This window comes from Azospirillum sp. A1-3 (genome assembly GCF_023806445.1).
Classification (GTDB): domain Bacteria; phylum Pseudomonadota; class Alphaproteobacteria; order Azospirillales; family Azospirillaceae; genus Azospirillum.
In genome coordinates, this window is sequence record NZ_JAMSLU010000001.1 from 2,296,583 (window position 1) to 2,322,179 (window position 25,597).

Sequence of the window (25,597 nt, forward strand, 5' to 3'; positions counted from 1 at the left end):
ACACAAGACAGTCGCGTGGTCTAGAACGGGATGACCTGCGCTTTGCCGGCAAAGGAGCGTTGCGACTATATCGTATTGCCGGATCCCCATTACTCCGGCGGAACCGCATAAGCACCGATTCGAATGGTGAAATGCGGTCGAAGTACCCCGTAAATCCAAAGAAAAACGGGACCATTTCCACTGCAAATGTTTCAGATGCTGAAGCAGGTCTCGGCCGGACACTCCACCCAGTGCTTGCCCTCCCCTGCCAGCCAGTCCGCCAGCGCCGCCGCCGGCATCGGCCGGGCGAAGCGGTAGCCCTGGCCGATGGCACAGCCTTCCGCCTCCAGCATCAGGTGCTGGGCCTCGCGCTCCACCCCCTCCGCCACGACGGTCAGGCCCAACGCCTCGCCGATCTGGATGATGGCGCGCACCAGCGGCCGGTTGGCGGCGTCGATGTCCAACTCCTTGACGAAGCTGCGGTCGATCTTCAGTTCGCCGACGGGGAAGCGCTTCAGGTAGCTGAGGGACGAATAGCCGGTGCCGAAATCGTCGATCGACAGGGTGACGCCCAGCGCATGCAGGGCATCCAGCGCGTCATGGACGCCGACCTCCTCCGTCATCATCAGCCGCTCGGTGATCTCCAGCGTCAGGTCGTTGGCCGGGATGCCGTTGGCGGCCAGCGCGGCACGGACCTGATCCGGCAGGTCGCCGCGGGCGAAGCGGACGGCGGAGACGTTCACCGCCAGCCCCGGCACCGGCACCCCCGCCGCGCGCCAGCGGCCGAGTTGGGCCACCGAAGTCTGCAGCACCCAACTGTCCAGCCGGTCGATCAGCCCGCATTCCTCGGCCAGCGGCACGAACTCAACCGGCGACACCGCGCCCCAGCGCGGGTGGGTCCAGCGGATCAGCGCCTCCACCCGATGCAGGCAATGCGGCTTCAGCCGGACCTGGGGCTGGTAATGCAGCTCGAACGGTGCCTCGTCGTCCGGGCATCCGGCCTCCTGGCGGTCCAGCGCCTCGCGCAGCGCCGCCTCCATCTCCAGCCGGCGCACCGCCTGTTCGTTCATGTCGCGGCGGAAGAAATGACAGCGGTTGCGGCCGGCCTGCTTGGCCCGGTACATCGCCGCGTCGGCCTGGCGCAGCAGCGTGTCGAAGTCCATGCCGTCGTCGGGATGCACGGCGATGCCGATGCTGGCGGTCGGGGTCAGCGTCAAATCGGCGACCGTCAGCGGCACCGACAGGGTGGCCAGCACCCGTTCGGCCAGCAGGGACGCATGGGCGGCGTCGCAGCCCGGCAGCAATGCTACGAACTCGTCCCCGCCCAGCCGGGCCAGCGTGTCGCCCTCGATGAACAGTCGCTCCAGCCGGGTCGCCACCTCCACCAGCAGCCGGTCGCCGACCGCATGGCCCAGAGAATCGTTGACGGTCTTGAAGCGGTCGATGTCCAGGAACATCAGCGTCACCGGCTGCCGCGTGCGTCCGGCCAGCGCCAGCGCCGCAGTGGCGCGGTCGGCCAGGAGCTGGCGGTTGGGCAGCCCGGTCAGCGTGTCGAAATAGGCCAGCCGGTTGATCTCCGCCCGCGCCCGGTCATGTTCGATGGCGAGCGCGCACAGATGCACGCAGGCCTCCACCAGCCGGCGGTGAAAGGGGGCGGCAGGACGGCACTCGCGATAATAAAGCGCGAAGCTGCCCAGCATGCGGGCGTCCCGCCCCTTGATCGGGTTGGACCAGCAGGCGGCCAGCCCATGGGCCAGCGGCACCTCGCGATAGGGTGCCCAGCGCGGGTCTTCGGCGATGTCGACGGACATCACCGCCTCGCCCCGGCTCATCGCGCTGCCGCAGCAGCCGACGTCCGGACCGATGGCCAGCCCGTCGATGGCGTTGGCATAGACGACGGGCAGCGATGGGGCCGCGGCGACCCGCATGCGGTTCTCGTCGTCACGCAGCATCACCGAACAGGCGACTTCCGGCGCGCAGGCCTCCACCTGCCGGCAGAGGAAATCCAGGACCTGCTTCAGCGACCGGCCGGCGGCCACCAGTTCCAGGACATTCTGCTGCAGGCGTGCCACCGCCTCCGCCCGTTCGCGCTCGTCGAAATCACGCATCTCGCACAGAAGCAGGACGTCGTCGCCGTCGGTCAGATGCTGCCAGTGCAGATCGACCGGGACCGGATCGCGGCGAGGAACGCGCAAGGCAGCGGTGCCGGGCGGTGGATGGTCGTTTTCCTGCGCCCCATCCCACACCGCCTGCCAGTCACGGCCACCGAAATCGAGCAGGCCGGGCAGCGGGCGGCCGATCAGCGCATCCAGGGGGATGCCGGCCAGCCGGGCGAAACCGGGATTGGCGCCAACGATGGTGCCGTCGGCCGATGTCCAGACCAAGGCCGCGCTCCATTGCGCAGCGGTCGCTCGCAGCAAGCGATCGGACGGCAGGCGGTCGTCCAGCGCGGTCCCGGCCGAATCCATGACCCCTGATCCCTCCGGACATGCTTCGGGAACGCCGCGCCGGCGCCCCGGGGGAGTCAGCTAACATGAACACACGCGGCGCGGTCAAGGCCCCTCATCATCCGGCCATCCTGTTGCATCCACACGAGAATGGTTCCAAACAGCGCGCGGCGGTTTTGTTCGTATACAAGCAAAAGGGAGGAAGCGGTTTCCCGCTCCCTCCCCTTCATCGTTCATCGTCCGGCTAGGCTCCCGGAGGAGCGCTCCCTGGAGGATCAGCTGCAGCCGGTGGTCGACCCGCAGCTGTCGCACTTCAGGCAGGTACCGTTGCGGACCAGGGTCATGTTGCCGCACTCGCCGCAGGGATCGCCCTCATAGCCGCGGGCGCGGGCCTCGCGGATGCGGTCGAAGCGCTGGTCGCTGGTGCTGCCGCCATAGGCCGTGCCGGTGGCCGCGGTGGCGGCGACATGGCCCTGGACGGTGGCGGCGGCGACCGCCGGGCTGGCGGACATGGCTGCCTGGGCCGCAACCTGGGTGCCGGCCGACGCGGTGACGCTCACGGCCGCCGTGTCGGTGCCGGTGGCGGCGAAGGCCGCCGCGGCGCTGGCGCGCTGGGTCTGGCCGCCATGCAAGACGCGCAGGTTGTTGCGGACATAGCCGGTCGACGCGATGCGGCGGACGATGTCGGACGGCTGCACCTGGGTATCCGGCAGGTCGCCCTGCTTGTCGCCGCTGCCCACGGTGAAGGGCACCAGATCCTCCGGCGTGGCATGCGCCAAGTCGGTGCGGTTCAGGTAGGAGATGGCGATCTCGCGGAAGATGTAGTCGATGACAGAGGTCGCCATCTTGATGGTGTCGTTGCCGGTCACCATGCCCGACGGCTCGAAGCGCGTGAAGGTGAAGGCCTCCACGAACTCCTCCAGCGGCACGCCATATTGCAGGCCGATCGACACCGCGATGGCGAAGTTGTTCATCAGCGACCGGAAGGCGGCACCTTCCTTGTGCATGTCGATGAAGATCTCGCCCAGGCGGCCGTCCTCATACTCGCCGGTGCGCAGGTACACCTTGTGGCCGCCGACATTGGCCTTCTGGGTGTAGCCCTTGCGGCGGTGCGGCAGACGCTCGCGCGAGCTGCTCTTCCGCTCCACCACCCGCTCGATCACCTTCTCGACGATGCGCTCGGTGACCATCTGGGCGCGGACGGCGGCCGGCGCCTCGATCATCGCCTCGACCGCCTCACCATCCTCCTCGTCGTCGAGCAGGGCGGCCTGCAGCGGCTGGCTCAGCTTCGAGCCGTCGCGGTACAGCGCGTTCGCCTTCAGGCCCAGGCGCCAGGACATCAGGTAGGCGTCCTTGCACTCGTCGACCGTCGCCGTGTTCGGCATGTTGATGGTCTTGGAGATGGCGCCGGAGATGAAGGGCTGTGCCGCCGCCATCATCGTGATGTGCGATTCCCAGGACAGGAAGCGCTTGCCGATGCGGCCGCAGGGGTTGGCGCAGTCGAACACCGACAGATGCTCGTCCTTCAGGAAGGGAGCCCCTTCCAGCGTCATGGCGCCGCAGCAAAAGGTGTTGGCCGCCTCGATCTGCGCCTTGGTGAAGCCGATGTGGCTCAGCAGGTCGAAGCCCGGAGCGTCCAGCGTCTCGGCCGGAATGCCCAGCGTCTGGGTGCAGAAGTCGGCGCCGATGGTCCAGCGGTTGAAGACGAACTTGATGTCGAAGGCGGTGGCGAGGTTGCCCTCGAGCCGCTCCAGCAGTTCGTCGGTGAAGCCCTTGGCCTTCAGCGACTCGTGGTTCACGCCCGGGGCGTTCTTCAGCGTGCCGTGGCCGACGGCGTAGAGCGCGATCTCTTCGATCTGGTCCGGGGTGTAGCCGAGCGTCTTCAGCGCTTCCGGCACCAGCCGGTTGACGATCTTGAAGTAGCCGCCGCCGGCCAGCTTCTTGAACTTCACCAGGGCGAAGTCGGGCTCGATACCGGTGGTGTCGCAGTCCATCACCAGACCGATGGTGCCGGTCGGGGCGACCACGGTGGCCTGGGCGTTGCGGTAACCGTGGGCCTCGCCCAGTTCCAGCGCCTCATCCCACACGCGGACGGCGGCCAGAGCCAGCTCCTGGTCCGGGCAGAGGTCGGCGACGAAGGGCACCGGCTCGACCGCCAAGCCCTCATAGCCGTTCATCTCGCCGTTGGCGGCGCGGCGATGGTTGCGGATGACCCGCAGCATGTGGTCGCGGTTCGCCTCGAAGCCCGGGAAGGTGCCCAGCTCCTGCGCCATCTCGGCCGAGGTGGCATAGGCGACGCCGGTCATGACGGCGGAGATGCCGGCGCAGTAGGCGCGGCCCTCGTCGCTGTCGTAGGACAGGCCCGATGCCATCAGCAGTCCGCCGAGATTGGCGAAGCCCAGGCCCAGCGTGCGGAACTCGTAGGAGAGCTGGGCGATTTCCTTCGACGGGAACTGCGCCATCAGCACGGAGATTTCCAGCACGATGGTCCACAGCCGGCAGGCATGCTCGAACGCCTCGACGTCGAAGGAGCCGTCCTTCAGACGGAACGACATCAGGTTCAGCGACGCCAGATTGCAGGCGGTGTCGTCGAGGAACATGTACTCCGAGCACGGGTTCGAGGCGTTGATGCGCCCCGAGGCCGGGCAGGTGTGCCACTCGTTGATGGTGCTGTCGAACTGCACGCCCGGATCGGCGCAGGCCCAGGCGGCATAGCCGACCTTGTCCCACAGGTCGCGGGCGCGGACGGTCTTCACCACCTTGCCGTTGGTGCGACCGATCAGGTTCCAGTCGGCATCGTCCAGAACCGCCTGCACGAACTCGTTGGAGACGCGCACGGAGTTGTTGGAGTTCTGGCCGGAGACCGTCAGGTAGGCTTCCGAATCCCAGTCAGTGTTGTAGGTCTTGAACTCGATCGAGGTGAAGCCCTGGCCGGCGAACTGGATCACGCGCTGGATGTAGTTCTCAGACACCTGATCCTTGCGGGCGGCGAGGATCGCCTTCTTGAGCTCCTTGTTCTCCTTCGGGTCCAGGCCCGACTGGGCGGCGGCCATCACCGCCGTCAGGTGCTTCTGGCAGATCTTGGAGCCGGTCACCAGCGCCGCGACCTTCTGCTCCTCGTTCACCTTCCAGTCGATGTAGCCTTCGATGTCCGGGTGGTCCATGTCCACCGTGACCATCTTGGCCGCACGACGGGTGGTGCCGCCCGACTTGATGGCGCCGGCCGCGCGGTCGCCGATCTTCAGGAAGCTCATCAGGCCCGACGACTTGCCGCCGCCGGCCAGCTTCTCGCCTTCGCCGCGCAGCTTGGAGAAGTTGGAGCCGGTGCCCGAACCGTACTTAAACAGGCGGGCCTCACGCACCCACAGGTCCATGATGCCGCCCTCGTTGACGAGGTCGTCGGCGACGGACTGGATGAAGCAGGCGTGCGGCTGCGGATGCTCGTAGGCCGAGGCGGACGAGGTCAGCAGGCCGGTCTTGAAATCGACGTAGAAGTGACCCTGGCTCGGGCCGTCGATGCCGTAGGCCCAGTGCAGGCCGGTGTTGAACCACTGCGGGCTGTTCGGGGCCGCCATCTGGGCGGCCAGCATGAAGCGCATCTCGTCGAAGAAGGTGCGGGCGTCGGCTTCGGTGTCGAAATAGCCGCCCTTCCAGCCCCAATAGGTCCAGGTGCCGGCCAGACGGTCGAAGACCTGGCGGGCCGAGTTCTCACCGACGAAACGCTTTTCCTTGGGCAGCGCGGCCAGCTTTTCCTGGTCGGCTTCCTTGCGCCACAGCCAGGACGGCACGGTGTTCTCTTCCACGGCGCGGAGCGCGGCGGGGACGCCGGCCTTGCGGAAATACTTCTGGGCCAGGATGTCGCTGGCGACCTGCGAGAAGTTGTCCGGCACCTCGATGCCGGTCTGCTGGAAGACGATCGTTCCATCCGGGTTGCGGATCTCGCTGGTCGCCTGGCGGAAACCGAGGCTGGCGTAGGCGTCCTGACCTTCGTGCGTGAAACGACGCTCGATCCGCATGATGAGACTGTCCCCTGCTTGGAGCACGCCGCGGCGGGCTCGAATGGAAATGTGGTGCGACCCGTCCCGATGAAAGCGGCCGGCGGTTCTATCCGCCGTCCGGCCCGGCAATGCAGATGGCGCCGTACAAACAGGGGCCTCTTGCCCGACTGTCCGCCGTCGCCGCTGTGCTGCCGGGACCGGGGCCGCCGCTTGAGGCCGGCCGGGTCACGTGGGCCGCATCCTAGCCAGCGCGACGGGGCCAAGCAAGCCCCACTCTGCTAGATATTGTGGTTGACATGACCGAACCCCTCAAAACCTTGATCTTGTGGTGTTCAACCCGTTACCGGGGATCCTGTTCCCGCCCGCCAAGCAAATTTTTGAGGAGGCGGCGGCTGGGCCGCATCGCGGCCGGAAGGCACCAACTGTAGGCACTCAAATGGCCGCCGGGGCTGGAGATGACCGCGGCACTCCCCGATTAGAGCGCAAAACGCGCCCGACCGCCAGAGCTTCCTTGCGGTGAAAATCAACATCTTGTTGCTAATATGCCGTTGTACCCACCACCGATTCGCCACGGGGCGACTCGGACCAAGCTGCCGGAATCCAAGGGGCGACTCGAAAAGGCCCGCCTCTCCCACCCCCGAGTCGCCGCGGGCTCGCCAAAGGTTCGGCACGGAAGAGGGGTAGTGGCAGCGCCCCCGCAACTATTTCATGCGATCCCGGTTGAGGCGCATGGAGCCAAGGTGGATCCCACGCGATCCTGGGGGAGGAGAGGCGTCCATGCTGAAGATCACCCACAAGATGTGGTTTGCATTGCCCGCGGTGACACTGCTGGTCGGCATGGCGACTCCGCAAGGGGCCGTCGGACAGACGGTCATCATCGACGGCTCGACTCCGGCCGTCGGCGCCGCGGTGGAACGCAAGACCGGCCCCAGCGTCGACCAGCTGATGAACCGCAGTGTCGTCGGTGCCGACGGGTCGAAGATCGGCACCGTCACCGACGTGATTCTCGACGACAAGGGCGAGGCCCAATACATCGTCATCCACTCGGGCGGCATTCTGGGCTTCGGCGGCAAGGACATCGCGGCCGACCTGACCCTGGCCGACCTGCGCAGCGGCAGCGAGGCGATCCGTCTGCGCGAGGTGACCGCCGCCAGTGTCCGCGACATGCCGGAATTCCGCTACGACGACAGCATCACTTCGCTGACCCGCAGCCCGGAGCCGCGGCGGTAAGCGGCTGGAAAAGTCGAGGATGAGCACGCAAGGTTTGACATGGATTTCGCGGATTTAGGCACGGATTACACGGATTTTTCTTTGGCTTGGGAAACGCGTCCCCCGCCGACCAGCGACCATGATGCAAGTTCGATCCTAGTTCATCGACGATACCGCTGCTTGACCAGAGACGGACCGGCAACGCCACATCCGTGAAATCCGTGCTCAAATCCGTGAAATCCGTGTCGATCTTGCCCGACACCACTGCACCTAACCGTCCATCATCAGCCCACAAAGAGAAAGGCCGCGCCCCAACCGGGACGCGGCCTTTCTCTTACCCTTCCGGGAGATCGCTATGCCCCCTCCCCCACGTTGCCGCAGGGGAGGACGGCATCAGCCGATCACTCGTCGTTCTGCTGCTTGCGCTTCAGAGCGGCGCCCAGGATGTCGCCCAGCGAGGCGCCCGAGTCGGACGAACCGAACTCGGCCATCGCCTGCTTCTCTTCCTCCATCTCGCGGGCCTTGATGGACAGCGAGATGCGGCGGGAAGCGCGGTCGATCTGGGTGACCTTGGCGTCGACCTTCTCGCCGACGGCGAAACGGTCCGGGCGCTGTTCGGAACGGTCGCGGGACAGGTCCGACTTGCGGATGAAGCCGGTGTAGCCCTCGCCGACGGTCACTTCGATGCCGCCGTCCGTCACCTGCGTCACGGTGCAGGTCACGACCTCGTTCTTCTTCAGGCCGGCGGTGGCCGACTCGAACGGATCGCTGGCCAGCTGCTTGATGCCGAGGCTGATGCGCTCCTTCTCGACGTCGACGTCGAGAACCTTGACCTTGACGCGGTCGCCCTTCTTGTACTCGGCGATCGCCTCTTCACCCGACTTGTTCCAGTCGAGATCGGACATGTGGACCATGCCGTCGATATCGCCCGGCAGGCCGACGAACAGACCGAACTCGGTGATGTTCTTGACTTCGCCTTCCAGCTCGGTGCCAGGACCGAACTTGTCGGTGAAGGTCTCCCACGGGTTGTCCAGGCACTGCTTCAGGCCGAGGCTGATGCGGCGCTTCTGCGGATCGACGTCCAGGACCATGACCTCGACTTCCTGCGAAGTCGACACGATCTTGCCCGGATGGACGTTCTTCTTGGTCCAGGACATTTCCGACACGTGGACCAGGCCCTCGATCCCCGGCTCCAGCTCCACGAAGGCGCCGTAGTCGGTGATGTTGGTGACGCGGCCCTTGAACTTCGCGCCGACCGGATACTTGGCCTCGACGCCTTCCCACGGGTCGGCTTCGAGCTGCTTCATGCCCAGGCTGATGCGCTGGGTTTCCGGGTTGAAGCGGATGACCTGGACCGTGACGGTCTGGCCGATCTGCAGGGCTTCCGACGGATGGTTGATGCGGCGCCACGCGATGTCGGTGACGTGCAGCAGGCCATCGACGCCGCCCAGGTCGACGAACGCACCGTAGTCGGTGATGTTCTTGACGACGCCCTGGAGGATCTGGCCTTCCTTGAGGTTGGCCACCAGTTCCGAACGGGCCTCGGCGCGGCTCTCTTCGAGCACGGCGCGGCGCGACACGACGATGTTGCCGCGCGAGCGGTCCATCTTCAGGATCTGGAACGGCTGCGGGGTGCCCAGCAGCGGGGAGATGTCGCGGACCGGACGGATGTCGACCTGGCTGCCCGGCAGGAAGGCCACGGCGCCCGACAGGTCGACCGTGAAGCCGCCCTTGACGCGGCCGAAGATGACGCCGGTGACGCGGGTCTGGTCGTTGAACGACTTCTCCAGCAGGGCCCAGGCCTCTTCGCGCTTCGCCTTCTCACGGCTCAGCATCGCCTCGCCGTTCTTGTCTTCCATCCGCTCGAGGTAGACCTCGACGGTGTCGCCCGCCTTCAGCTCGGGCGGCTGGCCGGCAACGGCGAATTCCTTCAGCGCGACGCGGCCTTCCGACTTCAGACCGACGTCGATGGTGACCATGTCGTTCTCGACGGCGACGACGCGTCCCTTGACGACCGTACCTTCGAGCGACTCGGCCGCGCCCAGCGACTCTTCGAGCAGAGACGCAAAGCTTTCCTTTTCGACCGTGCGGGCCAGTGACTGTGCCATTGAAACTCCTAAAGGTGGCGCGAAAGCGGCCCCGTTCCGGTCCCTCCCGCGGCAAAACGGGTGGGACCTCGACCGAACCGCCGCGCCGGGCACCACGCCCGGCGACTTGGTTGATGGTTTTCCATGGAGGGCGTCGGACCCGCCCGCGCCGCCACCGGCGGCCCGTCAACGGAAGTCGGAAGCGGCGGCTTTAGGCCGTGGGCTTCAGACCGGTTTTCGAACCGATGTGGTCGACCGCCATCGAGAACACCTGATCGGCATCGAGAGCGGACGTATCAAGCACAAAAGCGTCGACAGCCGGACGGAGCGGGGCCACCGCTCTCTGGCTGTCGCGCGCATCACGAGCCTTCATGTCCTCCAGGACATCGGAGGATATAGCCGGAATCCCCCGTCTCTGCAACTCCTTGAGTCGCCGTTCGGCCCGGACCTCCACTGAAGCGGTAACGAACAGTTTGGCCTGGGCATCGGGACAGACCACCGTTCCGATGTCGCGCCCGTCCAGAACCGCCCCCGGCGCGCCGCCCGGCGGATGGGAGGCGAAGCGCCGCTGGAAGTCGAGAAGCGCCGCCCGCACCTCCGGCACCGCCGCCACCTTGCTGGCCGCCTGCGCCGCCTCGTCGGTGCGCAGGGCCACCTCCTGCAGGATCGGGTGCTCGGGGTGCAACTCATAGGCGGCGCGCGCCGCCGCGGCATTGTCGGCCGGATCGCCGCCGGCCCTGAGGACCGACACGCCGACCGCGCGGTACAGCACGCCGGTGTCGAGATGGGCGAAGCCGAAGGCATCGGCGATGCGCTGCGACAGGGTGCCCTTGCCGCTGGCGGCCGGGCCGTCGATGGCGACGACGACCGCCCTGGTCGGGGTCTCCTGATTGGAAAGCGGCTGCGTCATCGCCTCACGCCTCACTGATCTTCGCGCCGAGCCCGTTCATCAGACCGACGAAGTCGGGGAAGCTGGTGTCGATGAAGGCGCCGTCGTCGACCGAAATCGGCTCTTCCGTCGCCATGCCCAGCACCAGGAAGCTCATGGCGATGCGGTGATCCATGGCAGTGAGGACGGTGGCGCCGCCCTTCGGCGGCTTGCCGGTGCCGTGCACCGTCAGGCTGTCGTCGGCACCGACCTCAACCGACACGCCGCAACGGGTCAGGCCTTCCGCCACCATGGCGAGGCGGTCGCTCTCCTTCACCCGCAGCTCCTTCAGGCCCAGCATCACCGTGGTGCCCTCGGCACAGGCGGCGGCGGCGGCCAGGACCGGGTATTCGTCGATCATGCTCGGCGCGCGGTCGGCCGGCACCACGATGCCCTTCAGGGCGCTGTGCTTCACCCGCAGGTCGGCCACCGGCTCGCCCGCCTGGTCGCGGCGGTTCTCGAAGGCGATATCTGCGCCCATCTCCACCAGCGTGTCGTAGAGGCCGGTGCGGCGCGGGTTCATGCCGACGTCGTTCAGCAGCAACTCCGAGCCCGGCCGCAGCAGGGCGGCGACCGCCGGGAAGGCGGCGCTGCTGGGATCGGCCGGCACATGGATGGTCCGGCCGGTCAGTTCCGGCTGGCCGATGACGGTGACGGCCAGCGCGCCGTCCTCCAGGCGTTCGGTCGTCACGGTTGCGCCGAAATGGCGCAGCATCAGTTCTGTATGGTCGCGCGTCGGCTCCGCCTCGATCACCGTGGTGGCGCCGGCGGTGTTGAGGCCGGCCAGCAGGATCGCCGACTTGACCTGGGCGGAGGCCACCGGCAGGCGATAGGTGATCGGGACCAGATCGCCGCTGCCGACCACGGTCAGCGGCAGGCGTCCGCCGGAACGGCCGACGAAGCGGGCGCCCATCTCCTCCAGCGGCTTGGTGACGCGGGCCATCGGCCGCTTGTTCAGCGAGGCGTCGCCCGTGAAGACGCAGGTGATCGGGTGGCCGGCGACCAGCCCCATCAGCAGGCGGGCGGCGGTGCCGCTGTTGCCCATGTCCAGAACCTGCGCCGGTTCCTGCAACGCTCCCAGCCCGACGCCGCGCACGCGCCAGACCCCGGCCCCCTGGCCGTTGTCCTCACGCTCCGCCTGAGCCCCCAGCAGGCGCATGGCCGCCGCGGTGTGCAGGACGTCTTCCCCTTCCAGCAGGCCGTGGATCACCGTCTCGCCCACGGCGATGGCGCCCAGCATCAGCGACCGGTGCGAGATCGATTTGTCGCCGGGCACGCGGATGCTGCCCCGGATCGCGCCGGTGGTGGTGGAGCGCAGCGGCCTTGCGTGCGTCATGGGACGGGTCCTTCGGATCGGAACGGGAAGCGGTTATGGCCGCCGTTCCTATCACAGCCCCCGCCCCGATGCGAGAGGATGGGCCCCTTTCCGTCCCCACCAGAGCTTGTGCGGCGCACAAATGAAAAGAGGCCGCCCGAAAGCGGCCCCGAGTTCAAGGAGGAAACCAAATGGAGGAGTTGCACACTGTGCAGGTCCGTTCTAGCCAGTTATGGTTAACGCCCTGTAAAGGCAACCCCTGCCCGGGCGGGATACCTCTTTCCCGCTGCCGCTGCGGCGCGGCGATCACCCGGCCGCTTCATCTTTTTTTTGACAAGCGTCTCAGGGCATGGCAAAGGGCGCCTCTTGAGAACCCCCTGATTTTTGTGACGGAGGACGTGGCGTGGCCAAACCCGAATGGGGCGTCAAGCGCATCTGCCCGAGCTGTGGCGCTCGTTACTATGACATGCGCAAGGACCCGCCGGTCTGCCCGAGCTGTGGCGCGCAGTTCGATCCCGAGGCTCTGCTGAAGTCCCGCAAGGCCCGTCCGGCCCCGGCCGACGACACCAAGAAGGTGGTGGCCGTGGCGGAGGACGAGGAAGAGGCCGAGGCTGAAACCGAGACCACGGAACTGGAGGACGTCGAGGACGACATGTCCGTCGACGACATCGAGGAAGCCGACGACACCACCGAGGATGAGGACGACGTCCTGATCGAGGACACGTCGGAACTGGGTGAGGACGACATGGACGAGGTCGTCGATGTCGAAGGCGAGGACGAGGAGGAGCGCTGACCGGCGCCCTTCCCGGAGACTGCTTTCCGGTGAGTGCGGGAGGTCATGCGGGGTGGTGAAAAAAAGCGCGAAGGGACGAATTTTCCGCTTGCATCACTCCACCGCCTGACTATTATCCCGCTCCACCAAGGCCGGATGGAAACGACCGGCCCCCAGAGTTAAAGGGGCCATAGCTCAGCTGGGAGAGCGCTACAATGGCATTGTAGAGGTCAGGAGTTCGATCCTCCTTGGCTCCACCAAATCGATCAAGGGCTCGGCGAGCAATCGCCGGGCCCTTGATGCTTTTGGACCATGCTCCCGGCTGAACCGCCAGTTTTTCCCGTACTTGCGAATGCTGTCCGACCGGACGGGAATGCCGCCGCGCCTACGGACGGCGGGACGGCATTCCCAAGCGTCCGCTACTTCAGCCAGCGGTCGAACACCGCCTGATACTGGCCGGTGGCGACGGCCTGGTGCAGCCACTGGTCGACCCACAGCTTCAGCACGATGTCGCGCGGCAGCAGGAAGGCCTTTTCCGAAAAGTCGAAGGGCTTGTCGGGATGGACGGCGCACAGCTCCGGATGCAGCTTCTGCTGAAGCCGAGTCTCCACCGCATCGGTGATCATCAGGTCGGCCTTGCCGGCGACGATCTGGTCGAAGATGGTGACGTTGTCCGGATGCACCTCGATCTGGGCAGTGTGGATGTTGGCGCGGGCGAATTTCTCGTTGGTGCCGCCGGGGTTGACGATCAGGCGGACGCCGGGCTTGTCGATGTCGGCAACGGTCTGGAAGCGGTCCTTGTTCTCGCAGCGGGTGATCGGCGTCTTGCCGTCGCGCATCAGCGCATCGGAGAACAGCGCCTTCTTCTGCCGCTCCAGCGTCACGGAAACACCGCCGACGGCAATGTCATACTTGTCGGCCAGCAGGTCGGGCAGCAGGTTGCCCCACGTCGTCTTCACGAACTCAACCTTGACGCCCAGCGCCTTGCCCATGGCTTCGGCGAGGTCGATGTCCATGCCCTCGAACTTCTGGGTCTGCGGATTCAGGTAGGTGAAGGGCTTGTAGTCGCCGGTGGTGCCGACGCGCAGCGTGCCCGCCGAGATCACCGCATCCAGCCGCGACTCCTGGGCGGTCGCGTGGGCGGCCGCTTGGGCGGAGGGAGCGGTCTGCGCTGCGGCTCCGGTGGACGACAGGGCGGCGACGGCACAGACCAGAACCGCGCCGACCGCGGCGGCAAGGCTCCGGCCGCTGCGGCGCAGGGTATGGACGGGCATGAAGATCCTCCCAATGCTTTGTTTGCCGACCGGATGGTACGGTGCAGGGAAGGATCTGGCGAGAGTCCGCGATCCGAATGTGCAGAGTTCAGCTATGCAACAATCGAAAAGCCGCGGAAGCCCGAAAACGGCGAAGGCCGCGAACCCGTTCCGGTTCGCGGCCTTCAGAATGGTGGGCGGTACTGGGATTGAACCAGTGACCCCTACGATGTCAACGTAGTGCTCTCCCGCTGAGCTAACCGCCCACTGTAGCGGCCGGTGGCGGAGCGTTTTGCGTCGTTCCGTCCGGCGTGGGCGGGTGTATACCGACCTCCTTGCCGACACGCAAGCCCTTTCATGGCCCCACCCGCTTTTTTTATCCGCCGGCGATAGAGCGGCGGCCGATCCCGTGACAGAGGTCCCGTGACACGGCGGCTGGTGTCCATTACATCATTCGACCATGGACGCCTCCTTCGACGCGCAGCGCGACGCCGGCCCCGATCCGGCCGCCGTCGCTTCGCCGCCAAACGCCCCGGCCTTCGAAATCCTGGCCCCGCAGAGCCAGAGGCTGCCGCTCGTGCTGGCGTCGCCGCACAGCGGAAACGCTTATTCCGCCGCGTTTCTCGCCTCATCCCGCCTGGATGCCCGCGCGCTGCGCAAGTCGGAGGACTGCTTCGTCGACGAGATCTTCGCCTTCGCTCCCGGCTTGGGCGTGCCGCTGATCCGCGCCCTGTTCCCGCGCGCCTATCTGGACGTCAACCGCGAAGCCTACGAGCTGGACCCGGAGATGTTCGCCGATCCGCTGCCGGCCTATGTCAACACCCGTTCGCCCCGGGTGGCGGCGGGGCTGGGCACCATCGCCCGCGTGGTCGCCAACGGCGAGGACATCTACAAGGGCAAGCTGCGCTTCGCCGAGGCGCTGGACCGGGTCAGCCGCTGCTACACCCCCTATCACAACGCCCTGCGCCAGTTGGTGGACGCAACCCGCGACGCCTTCGGCCACGTGCTGCTGATCGACTGCCATTCCATGCCGTCCGCCAGCGCCACCACCGATGGACGGCGGGGCGGCGGGCGCGGCGCCAGCCATCCCGACATCGTGCTGGGCGACTGTTTCGGCAACGCCTGCGCCCCGGCGGTGATCGACGCGGCGGAGGAGTATCTGTGCGGGCTGGGCTATGCCGTCAGCCGCAACAATCCGTATGCCGGCGGCTACACCACCCGCCATTACGGCCGGCCGCGCCAGGGCATCCACACGCTTCAGATCGAAATCGCCCGCGACCTCTACATGGACGAGGCGGCACTGACACGCCTGCCCTACCTGGACGTTCTCGCCCGCCACATGACGGTATTGGTCGACACGCTGGGCCTGCTGCCGCCCCACGGGCTGGGTCCGCGCTGATCCGCGGATGAGACGCCCGTAAGGGACCATTGCCCCGTCTCTGCCACAGTTTCGCCCTATCACGTCAGGGCCAAGCTTCGGCTTGGCACCACTGCGACCTCTTCCGGGGCGGCGCGCTGTCGCGTCGGCTCCGGGTGCATTTGGCACAAAAAAAGGGCCGCGGGCGGACCCGCGGCCTCAGTCTAGGGAGGAAACGCCCAAGAAGTGCGTTACGCCAACGTCCACGCCGAGGCGCGACCGTTGCCGCACTGCACAATATGAACGCGGCGCCGCCCGGCTTCAAGCCCAAAAAAGAATTTCTTATTCATTACATTGCGTTAACCGGAGTTGGAGGTATCGCGAACCGGATAGCGCCTCAGCAAGTCATGTTGCGCCGCACCATGACCCTTCGTGGAGTGATCTGACCCAAAGGACAGGGAGCGCCGGACCTTCGGACCAGCGTCTTGAGCTTGACGGCCGGCGCTCGGAACCAAGCCCGCTCACGGTCGTTTCGTAGTGGTCCCGCATAGGGTGTCCATCAGGACAGCCGGACTTCGCGGACTGCGGAACGCCCTGCCGGCGGCCAATAAGGAGAAGAACATCGTGAGCAGGCTCGTCGTCGTATCCAACCGGGTGGCCCTGATGGAAGAGGGCAAACAGGCGGCCGGCGGCCTCGCCGTCGCCATCCTGGCGGCCTTGAAGAAGACCGGCGGCATCTGGTTCGGGTGGAGCGGAAAGGTCGTCGATGGCGAGTCCCAGGCGGAACCGACCCGGACGGAGGCCGGCAAGCTGACCTATGCCACGCTGGATCTGGGCCGCCGCGACCACGAGGAATATTACAACGGCTTCGCCAACCAGACCTTATGGCCGCTGTTCCATTACCGGCTGGGCCTGATCTCGGTAAACCGGCGCACGCGCGAAGGATACGAGCGGGTCAACGCCTATTTCGCCGACAAGCTGGAGCCGCTGCTGCGCCCGGACGACATGATCTGGGTCCACGACTATCACCTGATCCCCTTCGGTGACGAGCTGCGCCGCCGCGGCTGTTCGCAGCGCATGGGCTTCTTCCTGCACACGCCCTTCCCGCCGCCGGAACTGCTGACCGCCCTGCCCAACCACCGCGACCTGATCCGCGAACTGTGCGCCTATGATCTGGTGGGCTTCCACACCGCCACCGACCTGCGCGGCTTCTGCGACTATATCCGCACCGAGACCGACGGCACGGTGGAACAGCGCGGCGCCTACGGGACGGCGATGATCCGCGCCTTCGGCCGCACCTTGCTGGCGAAGGTCTTTCCCATCAGCATCGATACCGAAGCGCTGGAAAGCCTGGCCCGCACCGCCGGCCGCTCGCGGCAGGCCGAACGTCTGCGCGAAAGTCTGGTCGGCCGGCGCCTGATCATCGGCGTCGACCGGCTCGACTATTCGAAGGGCCTGCCGCAGCGCTTCGCCGCCTTCGAACAGCTGCTGGAAAGCTATCCGGAGCATTGCAACCGCGTCTCCTTCCTGCAGGTCGCCCCGCCCTCGCGCGAGGATGTGCCGGAATACATCGCCATCCGCCGCGAGCTGTCGGAGATGGCCGGCCGCATCAACGGCCGATTCGCCGAGTTCGACTGGCAACCGATCCGCTACCTGAACCGCAGCTTCGGACAGCGCGTACTGGCGGGCTTCTACCGGCTGGCCAATGTCGGGCTGGTGACGCCGCTGCGCGACGGCATGAACCTCGTCGCGAAGGAGTATGTCGCCTGCCAGGACGCGGACAATCCGGGCGTGCTGGTGCTGTCCCAGTTCGCCGGCGCCGCCCATGAGATGGGCGAGGCGCTGATCGTCAACCCCTTCGACATCGAGGGCGTCGGCGACGCGCTGCAGCGGGCGCTGACCATGCCGCTGGGTGAGCGCAAGGAACGCCATGCCGCCCTGATGCAGACCTTGCGGCGGCACGACATCAGCTGGTGGCGTGAAAGCTATGTGGACGCGCTGACCCGGGCACCGTATGACTTTCCGGTCACCTGAGCATCCGCTTGGCCCATCAACAGCGCAGATCCGGATCCATGGCCGCCGACCTCTCCTCCGCTCCCATCCTTGTCGCCGACATCGGCGGCACCAATGCCCGCTTCGGCCTGATCGACGGCCGGATCGTGCGCGACACCCGCGTGCTGCGCTGCGCCGATTACGCCTCGATCAAGGATGCGGCGAACGCCTATCTGTCGGCGGTCGGGCTGGCGGCGGTCGGCACCCCCGGCCGGCCGCGGCGCGGCGCCTTCGCGGTGGCTGGGCCGGTCACCGGCGACCACATCGCCATGACCAATCTGGTCTGGGAGTTCTCCGTCAACCGGGTGCGCGACGCCCTGGGGCTGGACGGGCTGGTCGTGATCAACGACTTCACCGCCGTCGCCCTGTCGGTGCCGCGTCTGGCTGACGAGGACCGGCGCCCGATCGGCGACGGTGCGCCGCAGCCGGGGGCCGTCGTCGGGGTGCTGGGGCCCGGCAGCGGGCTGGGCGTGTCCGGTCTGGTGCCGGGCGCCAACGGCCGCTGGACCGCGCTGTCGGGTGAAGGGGGCCATGTCAGCATGGCGCCGATCAGCGACCGCGAGAGCGCCGTGCTGGGCCAGCTGCGCAAGAGCTTCGACCATGTCTCGGCCGAGCGGGTGCTGTCCGGGCCGGGCCTCGTCAACCTCTATGGCGCGCTATTGATCCTGGATGGGCGGGAACCGGCCGCCCTCACCCCCGCCCAGGTGGCCGACAACGCCCTGACCGGCAGCGAACCCCATTGCGTGGAGGCGGTGGAGATGTTCTGCGCCATGCTGGGCACCGTCGCCGGCAACCTCGCTTTGACGCTGGGCGCACGCGGCGGCGTCTATATCGCCGGCGGCATCGTGCCGAAGCTGGGCACGCTGTTCACCCACTCCCGCTTCCGCAAGCGCTTCACGGAAAAGGGCCGCATGCGCGACTTCCTGGCCCCGATCCCCACCTACGTCATCACCCACGATCTGCCCGCCTTCCTGGGCCTCGCCGAAGCCGCCGGGGCGGAGTAGCAACGACCGGCCGGGGGGTGCGGCGGATCGTACCCCCCATCGGTGGCTTCCCCTATCGACCCACTTGCCGCTTGAACCGGTGGGGCGGACCCCACATGGTTGTTCCCATCTCTTTCGGATTCGCAACGGAACACCATGCCCGCCGACCTTCGTGTCCGCTTCCTGCACCCGTCGGGCGCCATCGGCCCCGGCAAGATCGCCCTGCTGGAGGCCATCGACCGCACCGGCTCGATCTCCGCCGCCGCGCGCTCGCTGGACATGACCTTTCGCCGCGCCTGGTTCCTGGTGGAGACGATGAACACCGCCTTCCGCGAGCCGGTGATCCGCACCAGCGTCGGCGGGCGGGAAGGCGGCGGCGCCGGCCTGACCCCGCTGGGCCAGGAGGTGGTCGCCCGCTACCGCCAGACCCAGGAACAGGCGCGCAAGGCCGCCGAGCCGCACCTGCGCTGGCTGGACGAGGTGCTGAAGGAGGAAGCTCCCGAAGAAAAGCCCGGCACAGGTCCGGCCGGAACGGGCTAACGCCTCCGGAGGGCTTCACCCTGTCCGGGGGCGGTCGAATTGGGCACTGGCGCACCGGGACCGTCGCGCCTAAAAGATGCCTTGTGCACCGCAACGGCAGCGACGAAGGGCGGACCATTCATGATGAAGCGTCTTTACGACTGGACCATGGCCAAGGCCGCGTCGAAGGATTCGACCGCCTGGCTGGCCGGGGTATCCTTTGCCGAAAGCTCCTTCTTCCCGCTGCCGCCGGACCTGCTGCTGGTGCCGATGGTCATGGCCAACCGCAAGGCGGCGTGGAAGCTGGCGACGATCTGCACGCTGGCCTCCGTCGTCGGCGGCATCGCCGGCTACATGATCGGCTATTTCCTGTACGAGACGATCGGCCGCTGGGTGATCGATTTCTATCACCTGACCGACAAGTTCGAGCAGCTGCGCCACACCTTCGTCGAGTACGGGGCCGAGATCCTCATCATCAAGGGCATGACGCCCATCCCGTACAAGCTGCTGACCATCACCGCCGGCGTCGCGCATCTGCCGCTGTGGGTGTTCATCGGCGCCTCAATCATCTCGCGGTCGATCCGCTTCTATCTGGTGGCGGCACTGCTGTATTTCTTCGGTCCGCCGATCCGCGCCTTCATCGAAAAGCGACTGACCCTGGTCACCAGCGTGTTCGCCGTGGCGCTGGTCGGCGGCTTCCTGGTGGTGAAGCTGCTGTAAGCCGCCACCTCTTTCCAGACAGACAGGACCTCCATGCCTCCGCGCGGGCGCCCGCCCCAACCCAGCCGCGCCCGTTCCCGGACCGCCGCCCATCCCTCCCCCTCCGTCCCGGCACCCGACAGCGTCGACCAGCGCAAGCTGTTCCGCGTCGCCGGGCTGGCCGCCGTCTCCGCCCTCTTCGCCCATGAGCCGGAGCGGGTGGAGCGCCTGTTCTTCGACGAGCGGCTGAAACCGGCGGTGGGCGCCTACTGCAAGGCGATGGCGGCGGCCCGCAAGCCCTACCGCATGGTGGAGGCCGACGAGTTGGCGAAGGTCGCCGGCACGGTCCTGCATGGCGGGGTGGTGGCGCTGATGGCGCCGCGGACGCTGCCGCTGTTCGATACGGAGGCCGCGCGCCGGGCGGCGGAGCCGCTGCTGATCCTCGACGGAGTCGGCAACCCGCACAATCTGGGCGCCATCCTGCGCACCGCCGCCTTCTTCGGTCTGCCGCGCGTCCTGGTTTCCGACCATCCCGGCCAGGCCCTGCCATCGGAAGCGGCCTATCGCGTGGCGGAGGGCGGGTTCGAGTGGGTGACGCTGGAGCGGGCGCCCGCCCTGCCGGCCGTGCTGAAGCGGCTGCGCGCCAGCCACCGGGTGTTCGGGACGGCGCTGGACCAGACCCGGCCGACGGTCGATGCCGACGCGCTGACCGGCTGGCGCGGCAAACAGAGTGTGAAGTCCCCGGCCGTCGTGCTGGGCAACGAGGAGGACGGCATCCCGCCGGCCACTCTGGCGGCCTGCGAGGCGGTGCTGACCATTCCCGGCAGCGGGCGCGTCCAGTCGCTGAACGTCGCCGCCACCGCCGCCATCCTCATCCACGCGCTGGCCGCCGGGTAAGCCGGCTCAACCGAGCGCCGCGATCAGCACCACCGCAACCACGGCCATGGAAGCCAGCGGCAGCAGTTCCACGCCGTCACGCTTCCAGGTCGGCGCATTGCCGTGATGGCCGCCGGCATGGCCGTCCGCGATGTCGTCGGCCCAGCCATGGCGCGACGGAACCGCACCCGGAGCCGACACCGCCGGGGCCGCCGGGCTCGCCATATCCACCACGCCGTCGCCGCGGTGATAGTCGCCGCGCTGGCGCGCCAATGCCGGATTGGGGCGGCCGCGCATCAGGCGGGAATCGTCCAGTTCGACCTCGACTCCGGCAGCCTCCACCCGCTCGATCACCGCGGCGGTTTCCTCCGGGGTCATGGTATCGACAGGCAGGATCTCGCCCAGCGCTTCGGCGCTCAGGCGGTTGCCGTTGCGGCGGCCACGATCGATCAGCGACTGGATGAGACGGTCGTCTGTGCTGCTGGCCATGATGGCTCTCCTTGTTCAAGATCCTCGCGGGTCCTCTGGTCAAACGCATGGAAACGCCCGAAGGTTCACGACACCTCCCTTCCCGCCTTCCGCCCCCTGCGCCACCTTGCCGCGGTCGGCCCGCCACCCGACATAAGTGGTCCCTCCAACGGATCGTCATCGATCCACAGGATCGTCATTGATGGGAGACTCGACCATGCTGGGGCATTTTCTGCGCAAGCCGGCGACGCTGCCGACGCCGGAGGAGGCGCTGCCCGGCCGCAGCCAACCCGTTCCGGTTCCCGAACAGCATCACGTCAACGGCCATCGCCTGACCGGCCCCTATCCGCCGGGGTTGGAGGTCATCGACCTCGGGCTCGGCTGCTTCTGGGGGGCGGAGCGCAAGTTCTGGCAGCTTCCCGGCGTCTGGGTGACCGCCGTCGGCTATCAGGGCGGCCACACCCCGAACCCGACTTATGAAGAGGTCTGCTCCGGCCGCACCGGCCATACCGAGGCGGTGCGCGTCGTCTATGACCCGGCGATGGTGAAGGTCGAGGATCTGCTGCGCGTCTTCTGGGAATCGCACGATCCGACCCAGGGCATGCGCCAGGGCAATGATGTCGGCACCCAGTACCGCTCCGCCGTCTACACCCACAGCCCCGCCCAGCAAGCGGCGGCGGAGTCGACGCTGGCCGCCTATCAGGAGCGGCTGGCCCAGGCCGGCTACGGTCCGATCACCACCGAGATCCGCGAGGCCCCGCCCTTCTACTTCGCCGAAGGCTACCACCAGCAGTATCTCGCCAAGAATCCCAACGGCTATTGCGGGCTGGGCGGCACCGGCGTCACCTGCGCGGCGTGATTGGCGCGGCGTGATTGGCGCGGCCTGATGAAGCGCGGGTAAACGCCGGCCAGTAAAAAGCCGGGGTGCGGCGCCCCTGCCGGGCTTAGCCCTTGCGGTTGCGCCACACCGGCCCTTGCGGGTATGGTTCGGGCGGCTCTTGAAAGCTCCGGCGGCGTTACCCCGCGGGGGCGCCGCCCGTCCAGCTGCGATTGTCATGACCAAGGAAAGAACCGAGCTGGCGACGCCGTATCTCAGCGGCCTGCTCGAATTCTGGCTCACCAAATCCGTCGCCGGCCGTCCGCCGGTCCCCAGCAGCATCGCCCCGGCCGATTTGCGGCCGTGGAAGGACAACATCGCCGTGTTCGAGGTGATCGGGGAGGAATCCGGCACCTTCGTCTATTCCTATTACGGCAAGGCGCTGGCCGCCGCCTTCGGCCAGTCGCGCCTGGGCGCCACGCTGGACGATCTGCCGCCCGAACAGCGGGCATTGCTTCAGCCGGAATACGAGACGGTGCGCCGCGAACGGCTGCCCGTCGCCCGTGTCCACACCGCCGTCTTCGGCGGGCGCACCCGCAGCTTCGAACGGCTGGTGCTGCCGATGTCCAGCGACGGGGTCAGCATCGACAAGCTGCTGGTCGCCGCCTACGAGATGACGCCGCGCGAGTTGGCGGCGCGCCCACCCCTGCCGGGCGGCTCCTCCTCCGGTCCAGTCCCCCTCACCGTTCAGAAGCCGGGAGCCTCGGCATGACCCCGCGTATGCCGCATCTCGCCGCCCCGCCCACCCAGGCGGGCGTGGTGACCGCCGACGAATTCAATCTGTGGTGCGCGCTGAACGGCCGCCCCTTCAACCTCGTCCCCAACCCGCGCCCCGACGGCCGCGTGATGTGGGATGTGGAGGTTCTGCCCGGCACGCCGCGCGCCGGCACCGTCTATTCCACCAACCTGTCGGACGAGGCGCTGGCGGTGGTCGCCGGCTTCGCCTTCCTGTCCGGCGTCGAATGGGCCTATGAGGCGCGCGACCCGGCGGAGGCCGAAGCGCCCGCCGCCGCCCCGTGCGAGGCCGCCCCGGCTGCCGCAGCCCCCGCTCCGGCCCCCATGCCGGCGGCGGCACCCTGCGCGCCCGCCGCTCCGGCGGAGCCGGTGGAGTATCCCGCCGTCTACTCGCTGCCCGCCGTCTCGCTGCTGCAGAACCCGCCGCCGCGCCCGGTCCAGCAGCATGACGAATCGGTGCTGGCCCGCAACGCGCGGATGCTGGAAACCGTCCTGAAGAACTTCCGCGTCCGCGGCGAGATCATGGACGTCCGCCCCGGCCCGGTGGTGACGCTGTACGAGTTCGAGCCGGCCCCCGGCACCAAGTCGGCGACCGTCATCAACCTGACCGACGACATCGCCCGCTCAATGAGCGTGGTGACCGCCCGCATCGCCATCGTCCCCGGCCGCAGCGTCATCGGCGTCGAGCTGCCGAACCCGGTGCGCGAGATGGTCTATTTGCGCGAAAGCTTCGACCACGACGCCTTCCGCAACACCACGGCGCAGCTCGCCATCGCGCTGGGCAAGGACATCAGCGGCGAGCCGGTGGTGGCCGATCTCGCCCGCATGCCGCACCTGCTGGTCGCCGGCACCACCGGCTCGGGCAAGTCGGTGGCGATCAACACGATGATCCTGTCGCTGCTCTACCGGCTGCCGCCGGAGCGCTGCCGCTTCATCATGGTCGATCCCAAGATGCTGGAGCTGTCGGTCTATGACGGCATCCCGCACCTGCTGACCCCCGTCGTCACCGACCCCAAGAAGGCGGTGGTGGCATTGCGCTGGGCCGTGCGCGAGATGGAAAGCCGCTACGAGGCGATGTCCAAGCTCGGCGTGCGCAACATCGAGGGCTACAACGCCCGCATGACGGAGATGATCGCCGCCGGCGAGAAGATGCCGCGCCGCGCCCCGGCGCCGGGCGAGCCGGAGAATGTCTTCGACCTGACGCCGTCGGAACCGACGCCGCTGCCCTACATCGTCGTCATCGTCGACGAGATGGCCGACCTGATGCTGGTCGCCGGCAAGGAGATCGAGGCGGCGATCCAGCGCCTCGCCCAGATGGCGCGCGCCGCCGGCATCCACCTGATCATGGCGACTCAGCGTCCCTCGGTCGACGTCATCACCGGCACCATCAAGGCCAACTTCCCGACCCGCATCAGCTTCCAGGTCACCAGCAAGATCGACAGCCGCACCATCCTGGGCGAAGCCGGGGCGGAGCAGCTGCTGGGCCAGGGCGACATGCTGTACATGCAGGGTGGCGGCCGCATCACCCGCGTCCACGGCCCCTTCGTCTCCGATTCGGAGGTCGAGGAGATCGTCCAGTACGTCAAGGCCCAGGGCGCCCCCAACTACGTCACCGCCATCACCGAGGAGGAGGAGGAAACCGCCGCGGTGGAGGACGAGGAGGGCGGTTCGGCCGCGACCGGCGACGACCTCTACATGCAGGCCGTCAACCTCGTGGTGCGCGAGGGCAAGGTGTCGGTCAGCTTCATCCAGCGCCAGCTGCAGATCGGCTACAACCGCGCCGCCCGTCTGGTCGAGCGGATGGAGACCGAGCGTGTGGTCGGCCCCGCCAACCACCAGGGCAAGCGCGAGGTTCTGCTGTCCCACGCCGGCCTGTCGGCCAAGCGCGCGGGGGTTTGATCCTCTCCCCCCGTAAGAGGCTTCTCATGGACCCCAAGCCCCATTTCGAGACCCTCGCCCGCTACAACCGCTGGGCCAACCGCCGCCTGTACGAGGTGGCGGCCCAACTGTCCGACGCCCAGTTTCGCGAGGATCGCGGCGCCTTCTTCGGCTCGCTCCGCGGCACGCTGAACCACATCCTGGTCGCCGACCGGGTGTGGCTGGAGCGGATCGAGGGCAGCGGGCCGAAGCCGTCGTCGCTCGACGAAATCCTTTACGACGACTTCGCCGGCCTGCGCGCCGCCCGCGAGGCGGAGGACGAGCGCATCCTGCGCGTGGTCGCCGCGACTCCGGCCGAGCGGTTCGAGTCGGTCCTCTCCTACCGCAGCATGGCCGGCACGCCCTATGAGCTGCCCTTCGCTCAGATCGTCACCCATATCTTCAATCACCAAACCCACCATCGTGGGCAGGCGCACACGCTGTTGAGCCAGTTCGGGCTGGACGCGCCGTCGATCGACTTCGTCTATTTCCTGCTGGAGTCGAAATGAGCCGCCTCATCACCGATCTCGCCGCCCTTGAAGCCCTCTATGGCGAGCCGGCCGGCCCTTCCATCGCCAAAGAAGTGCCGGCGCTGACCCCCGGCTATCGCGCGCTGATCGAGGCATCGCCCTTCTTCGTCCTCGCCACCAGCGGGCCGAGCGGGCTTGACGCCTCGCCGCGCGGCGACGGGCCGGGCTTCGTCCGGGTTGCCGACGACCGCACGCTGCTGATCCCCGACCGCCGCGGCAACAACCGCATCGACAGCCTGCGCAACATCCTGGCCGATCCGCGAGTCGGGCTGCTGTTCCTGGTGCCGGGCCTGAATGAGACGTTGCGAGTCAACGGCCGCGCCGTGATCGATGCCGATCCGGTGCTCTGCGACAGCTTCGCCGTCGACGGCAAGGCGCCGAAGTCGGTGCTGGTGGTCACCATCGAGACGGTGTTCTTCCAGTGCGCCCGCGCCCTGCTGCGCTCCCGCCTTTGGGATCCGGCAGCGCAGGTGCCGCGGAGCAGCCTGCCCTCGGTGGGGGCCTTGCTGGCGGAGGCCAGTGCCGGGCGCGAGGGCGGCGACGCCTATGACCGCTCGCTGGCGGAGCGGATTTCGAAGTCGCTCTACTGAGCCGCC

General features: G+C 67.5%; 20 protein-coding genes and 2 tRNA genes. 14 read left to right on the plus strand and 8 right to left on the minus strand.

Annotated features, from left to right (window positions below; translation table 11 throughout):
• Positions 1 to 191: 191 nt before the first annotated feature.
• Entirely contained in the window at positions 192 to 2,447 is a 2,256-nt protein-coding gene (locus M5E06_RS11030) for a putative bifunctional diguanylate cyclase/phosphodiesterase (RefSeq protein ID WP_252138195.1), read from the minus strand.
• Positions 2,448 to 2,701: 254 nt separating this feature from the next.
• A complete protein-coding gene (locus M5E06_RS11035; protein WP_252138196.1) occupies positions 2,702 to 6,442 on the minus strand; it encodes a vitamin B12-dependent ribonucleotide reductase in 3,741 nt (1,246 codons plus the stop codon).
• 759 nt (positions 6,443 to 7,201) lie between these two features.
• On the opposite strand from M5E06_RS11035, the gene M5E06_RS11040 reads away from it, so the two are divergent.
• Entirely contained in the window at positions 7,202 to 7,654 is a 453-nt protein-coding gene (locus tag M5E06_RS11040; RefSeq protein WP_252138197.1) for a PRC-barrel domain-containing protein, read from the plus strand.
• Positions 7,655 to 8,034: 380 nt separating this feature from the next.
• Here the strand turns inward: M5E06_RS11040 and rpsA are convergent, their stop codons facing one another.
• From rpsA to aroA, 3 genes are all read right to left on the minus strand, one after another.
• Positions 8,035 to 9,741 (minus strand): 30S ribosomal protein S1, encoded by a 1,707-nt coding sequence (gene rpsA, locus M5E06_RS11045; RefSeq protein WP_042694362.1) that lies wholly within the window; start codon positions 9,739 to 9,741, stop codon positions 8,035 to 8,037.
• A 190-nt stretch (positions 9,742 to 9,931) separates the two neighbouring features.
• Complete coding sequence (cmk, locus tag M5E06_RS11050) at positions 9,932 to 10,630, minus strand: (d)CMP kinase (RefSeq protein ID WP_252138198.1); 699 nt, start codon at positions 10,628 to 10,630, stop codon at positions 9,932 to 9,934.
• Between the two features lie 4 nt (positions 10,631 to 10,634).
• A complete protein-coding gene (gene aroA, locus M5E06_RS11055; protein ID WP_252138199.1) occupies positions 10,635 to 11,984 on the minus strand; it encodes a 3-phosphoshikimate 1-carboxyvinyltransferase in 1,350 nt (449 codons plus the stop codon).
• 382 nt (positions 11,985 to 12,366) lie between these two features.
• Here aroA and M5E06_RS11060 point away from each other — a divergent pair, with 382 nt between their 5' ends.
• Positions 12,367 to 12,756 (plus strand): TIGR02300 family protein, encoded by a 390-nt coding sequence (locus M5E06_RS11060; protein WP_109073328.1) that lies wholly within the window; start codon positions 12,367 to 12,369, stop codon positions 12,754 to 12,756.
• A 163-nt stretch (positions 12,757 to 12,919) separates the two neighbouring features.
• A tRNA-Ala gene (locus M5E06_RS11065) sits at positions 12,920 to 12,995 on the plus strand.
• Positions 12,996 to 13,154: 159 nt separating this feature from the next.
• On the opposite strand, the gene M5E06_RS11070 is transcribed toward M5E06_RS11065, so the two are convergent.
• Together M5E06_RS11070 and M5E06_RS11075 are read right to left on the minus strand one after the other, a co-directional pair.
• A complete protein-coding gene (locus M5E06_RS11070; RefSeq protein ID WP_286208647.1) occupies positions 13,155 to 14,009 on the minus strand; it encodes a transporter substrate-binding domain-containing protein in 855 nt (284 codons plus the stop codon).
• A gap of 170 nt (positions 14,010 to 14,179) precedes the next feature.
• A tRNA-Val gene (locus tag M5E06_RS11075) sits at positions 14,180 to 14,254 on the minus strand.
• 194 nt (positions 14,255 to 14,448) lie between these two features.
• Here M5E06_RS11075 and M5E06_RS11080 point away from each other — a divergent pair.
• From M5E06_RS11080 to M5E06_RS11105, 6 genes are all read left to right on the plus strand, one after another.
• A complete protein-coding gene (locus tag M5E06_RS11080) occupies positions 14,449 to 15,387 on the plus strand; it encodes an N-formylglutamate amidohydrolase (protein ID WP_252138200.1) in 939 nt (312 codons plus the stop codon).
• 582 nt (positions 15,388 to 15,969) lie between these two features.
• Positions 15,970 to 17,379: an alpha,alpha-trehalose-phosphate synthase (UDP-forming) gene (gene otsA, locus M5E06_RS11085; protein ID WP_109154677.1), complete on the plus strand. Its 1,410-nt coding sequence runs from the start codon at positions 15,970 to 15,972 to the stop codon at positions 17,377 to 17,379.
• Positions 17,380 to 17,417: 38 nt separating this feature from the next.
• The gene (locus M5E06_RS11090) at positions 17,418 to 18,401 is read left to right on the plus strand and encodes a glucokinase (protein WP_252138201.1); all 984 of its coding nucleotides are present in this window, start codon (positions 17,418 to 17,420) and stop codon (positions 18,399 to 18,401) included.
• 135 nt (positions 18,402 to 18,536) lie between these two features.
• Positions 18,537 to 18,920: a winged helix-turn-helix domain-containing protein gene (locus M5E06_RS11095; protein ID WP_252138202.1), complete on the plus strand. Its 384-nt coding sequence runs from the start codon at positions 18,537 to 18,539 to the stop codon at positions 18,918 to 18,920.
• A gap of 120 nt (positions 18,921 to 19,040) precedes the next feature.
• On the plus strand, positions 19,041 to 19,619 hold the full coding sequence (locus tag M5E06_RS11100) for a YqaA family protein (RefSeq protein WP_109073322.1): 579 nt from the start codon (positions 19,041 to 19,043) through the stop codon (positions 19,617 to 19,619).
• Positions 19,620 to 19,652: 33 nt separating this feature from the next.
• Positions 19,653 to 20,495, plus strand: coding sequence for a TrmH family RNA methyltransferase (locus M5E06_RS11105; protein ID WP_252138203.1), 843 nt, complete (start codon positions 19,653 to 19,655; stop codon positions 20,493 to 20,495).
• Positions 20,496 to 20,501: 6 nt separating this feature from the next.
• Here the strand turns inward: M5E06_RS11105 and M5E06_RS11110 are convergent, their stop codons facing one another.
• Positions 20,502 to 20,963: an RNA polymerase sigma factor region1.1 domain-containing protein gene (locus M5E06_RS11110; protein WP_109073320.1), complete on the minus strand. Its 462-nt coding sequence runs from the start codon at positions 20,961 to 20,963 to the stop codon at positions 20,502 to 20,504.
• A 196-nt stretch (positions 20,964 to 21,159) separates the two neighbouring features.
• Between M5E06_RS11110 and msrA the strand changes: the two genes are divergently transcribed.
• The 5 genes from msrA to M5E06_RS11135 all read left to right on the plus strand — a co-directional run bounded on the left by msrA (position 21,160) and on the right by M5E06_RS11135 (position 25,591).
• On the plus strand, positions 21,160 to 21,801 hold the full coding sequence (msrA, locus tag M5E06_RS11115) for a peptide-methionine (S)-S-oxide reductase MsrA (protein WP_109073319.1): 642 nt from the start codon (positions 21,160 to 21,162) through the stop codon (positions 21,799 to 21,801).
• Between the two features lie 196 nt (positions 21,802 to 21,997).
• The gene (locus tag M5E06_RS11120) at positions 21,998 to 22,531 is read left to right on the plus strand and encodes a PAS domain-containing protein (protein ID WP_109154671.1); all 534 of its coding nucleotides are present in this window, start codon (positions 21,998 to 22,000) and stop codon (positions 22,529 to 22,531) included.
• Positions 22,528 to 24,453 carry a DNA translocase FtsK gene (locus tag M5E06_RS11125; RefSeq protein WP_252138204.1) on the plus strand — a complete coding sequence of 642 codons (1,926 nt, stop codon included), beginning with the start codon at positions 22,528 to 22,530 and terminating at the stop codon, positions 24,451 to 24,453. Before M5E06_RS11120 ends, M5E06_RS11125 begins: the two co-directional genes overlap by 4 nt.
• A 26-nt stretch (positions 24,454 to 24,479) precedes the next feature.
• Positions 24,480 to 24,980 carry a DinB family protein gene (locus tag M5E06_RS11130; protein ID WP_136704635.1) on the plus strand — a complete coding sequence of 167 codons (501 nt, stop codon included), beginning with the start codon at positions 24,480 to 24,482 and terminating at the stop codon, positions 24,978 to 24,980.
• A complete protein-coding gene (locus M5E06_RS11135; protein WP_252138205.1) occupies positions 24,977 to 25,591 on the plus strand; it encodes a pyridoxamine 5'-phosphate oxidase family protein in 615 nt (204 codons plus the stop codon). Before M5E06_RS11130 ends, M5E06_RS11135 begins: the two co-directional genes overlap by 4 nt.
• Positions 25,592 to 25,597: the final 6 nt, after the last annotated feature.

Coding starts and splice junctions, on each gene's coding strand:
- M5E06_RS11110 (WP_109073320.1), bottom strand. CDS start 20,963: ATGGCCAGCAGCACAGACGACCGTCTCATCCAGTCGCTGATCGATCGT.
- msrA (WP_109073319.1), top strand. CDS start 21,160: ATGCTGGGGCATTTTCTGCGCAAGCCGGCGACGCTGCCGACGCCGGAG.
- M5E06_RS11120 (WP_109154671.1), top strand. CDS start 21,998: ATGACCAAGGAAAGAACCGAGCTGGCGACGCCGTATCTCAGCGGCCTG.
- M5E06_RS11035 (WP_252138196.1), bottom strand. CDS start 6,442: ATGCGGATCGAGCGTCGTTTCACGCACGAAGGTCAGGACGCCTACGCC.
- M5E06_RS11125 (WP_252138204.1), top strand. CDS start 22,528: ATGACCCCGCGTATGCCGCATCTCGCCGCCCCGCCCACCCAGGCGGGC.
- M5E06_RS11130 (WP_136704635.1), top strand. CDS start 24,480: ATGGACCCCAAGCCCCATTTCGAGACCCTCGCCCGCTACAACCGCTGG.
- M5E06_RS11095 (WP_252138202.1), top strand. CDS start 18,537: ATGCCCGCCGACCTTCGTGTCCGCTTCCTGCACCCGTCGGGCGCCATC.
- rpsA (WP_042694362.1), bottom strand. CDS start 9,741: ATGGCACAGTCACTGGCCCGCACGGTCGAAAAGGAAAGCTTTGCGTCT.
- M5E06_RS11040 (WP_252138197.1), top strand. CDS start 7,202: ATGCTGAAGATCACCCACAAGATGTGGTTTGCATTGCCCGCGGTGACA.
- aroA (WP_252138199.1), bottom strand. CDS start 11,984: ATGACGCACGCAAGGCCGCTGCGCTCCACCACCACCGGCGCGATCCGG.
- M5E06_RS11100 (WP_109073322.1), top strand. CDS start 19,041: ATGATGAAGCGTCTTTACGACTGGACCATGGCCAAGGCCGCGTCGAAG.
- M5E06_RS11030 (WP_252138195.1), bottom strand. CDS start 2,447: ATGGATTCGGCCGGGACCGCGCTGGACGACCGCCTGCCGTCCGATCGC.
- M5E06_RS11080 (WP_252138200.1), top strand. CDS start 14,449: ATGGACGCCTCCTTCGACGCGCAGCGCGACGCCGGCCCCGATCCGGCC.
- M5E06_RS11070 (WP_286208647.1), bottom strand. CDS start 14,009: ATGCCCGTCCATACCCTGCGCCGCAGCGGCCGGAGCCTTGCCGCCGCG.
- cmk (WP_252138198.1), bottom strand. CDS start 10,630: ATGACGCAGCCGCTTTCCAATCAGGAGACCCCGACCAGGGCGGTCGTC.
- M5E06_RS11135 (WP_252138205.1), top strand. CDS start 24,977: ATGAGCCGCCTCATCACCGATCTCGCCGCCCTTGAAGCCCTCTATGGC.
- M5E06_RS11105 (WP_252138203.1), top strand. CDS start 19,653: ATGCCTCCGCGCGGGCGCCCGCCCCAACCCAGCCGCGCCCGTTCCCGG.
- M5E06_RS11090 (WP_252138201.1), top strand. CDS start 17,418: ATGGCCGCCGACCTCTCCTCCGCTCCCATCCTTGTCGCCGACATCGGC.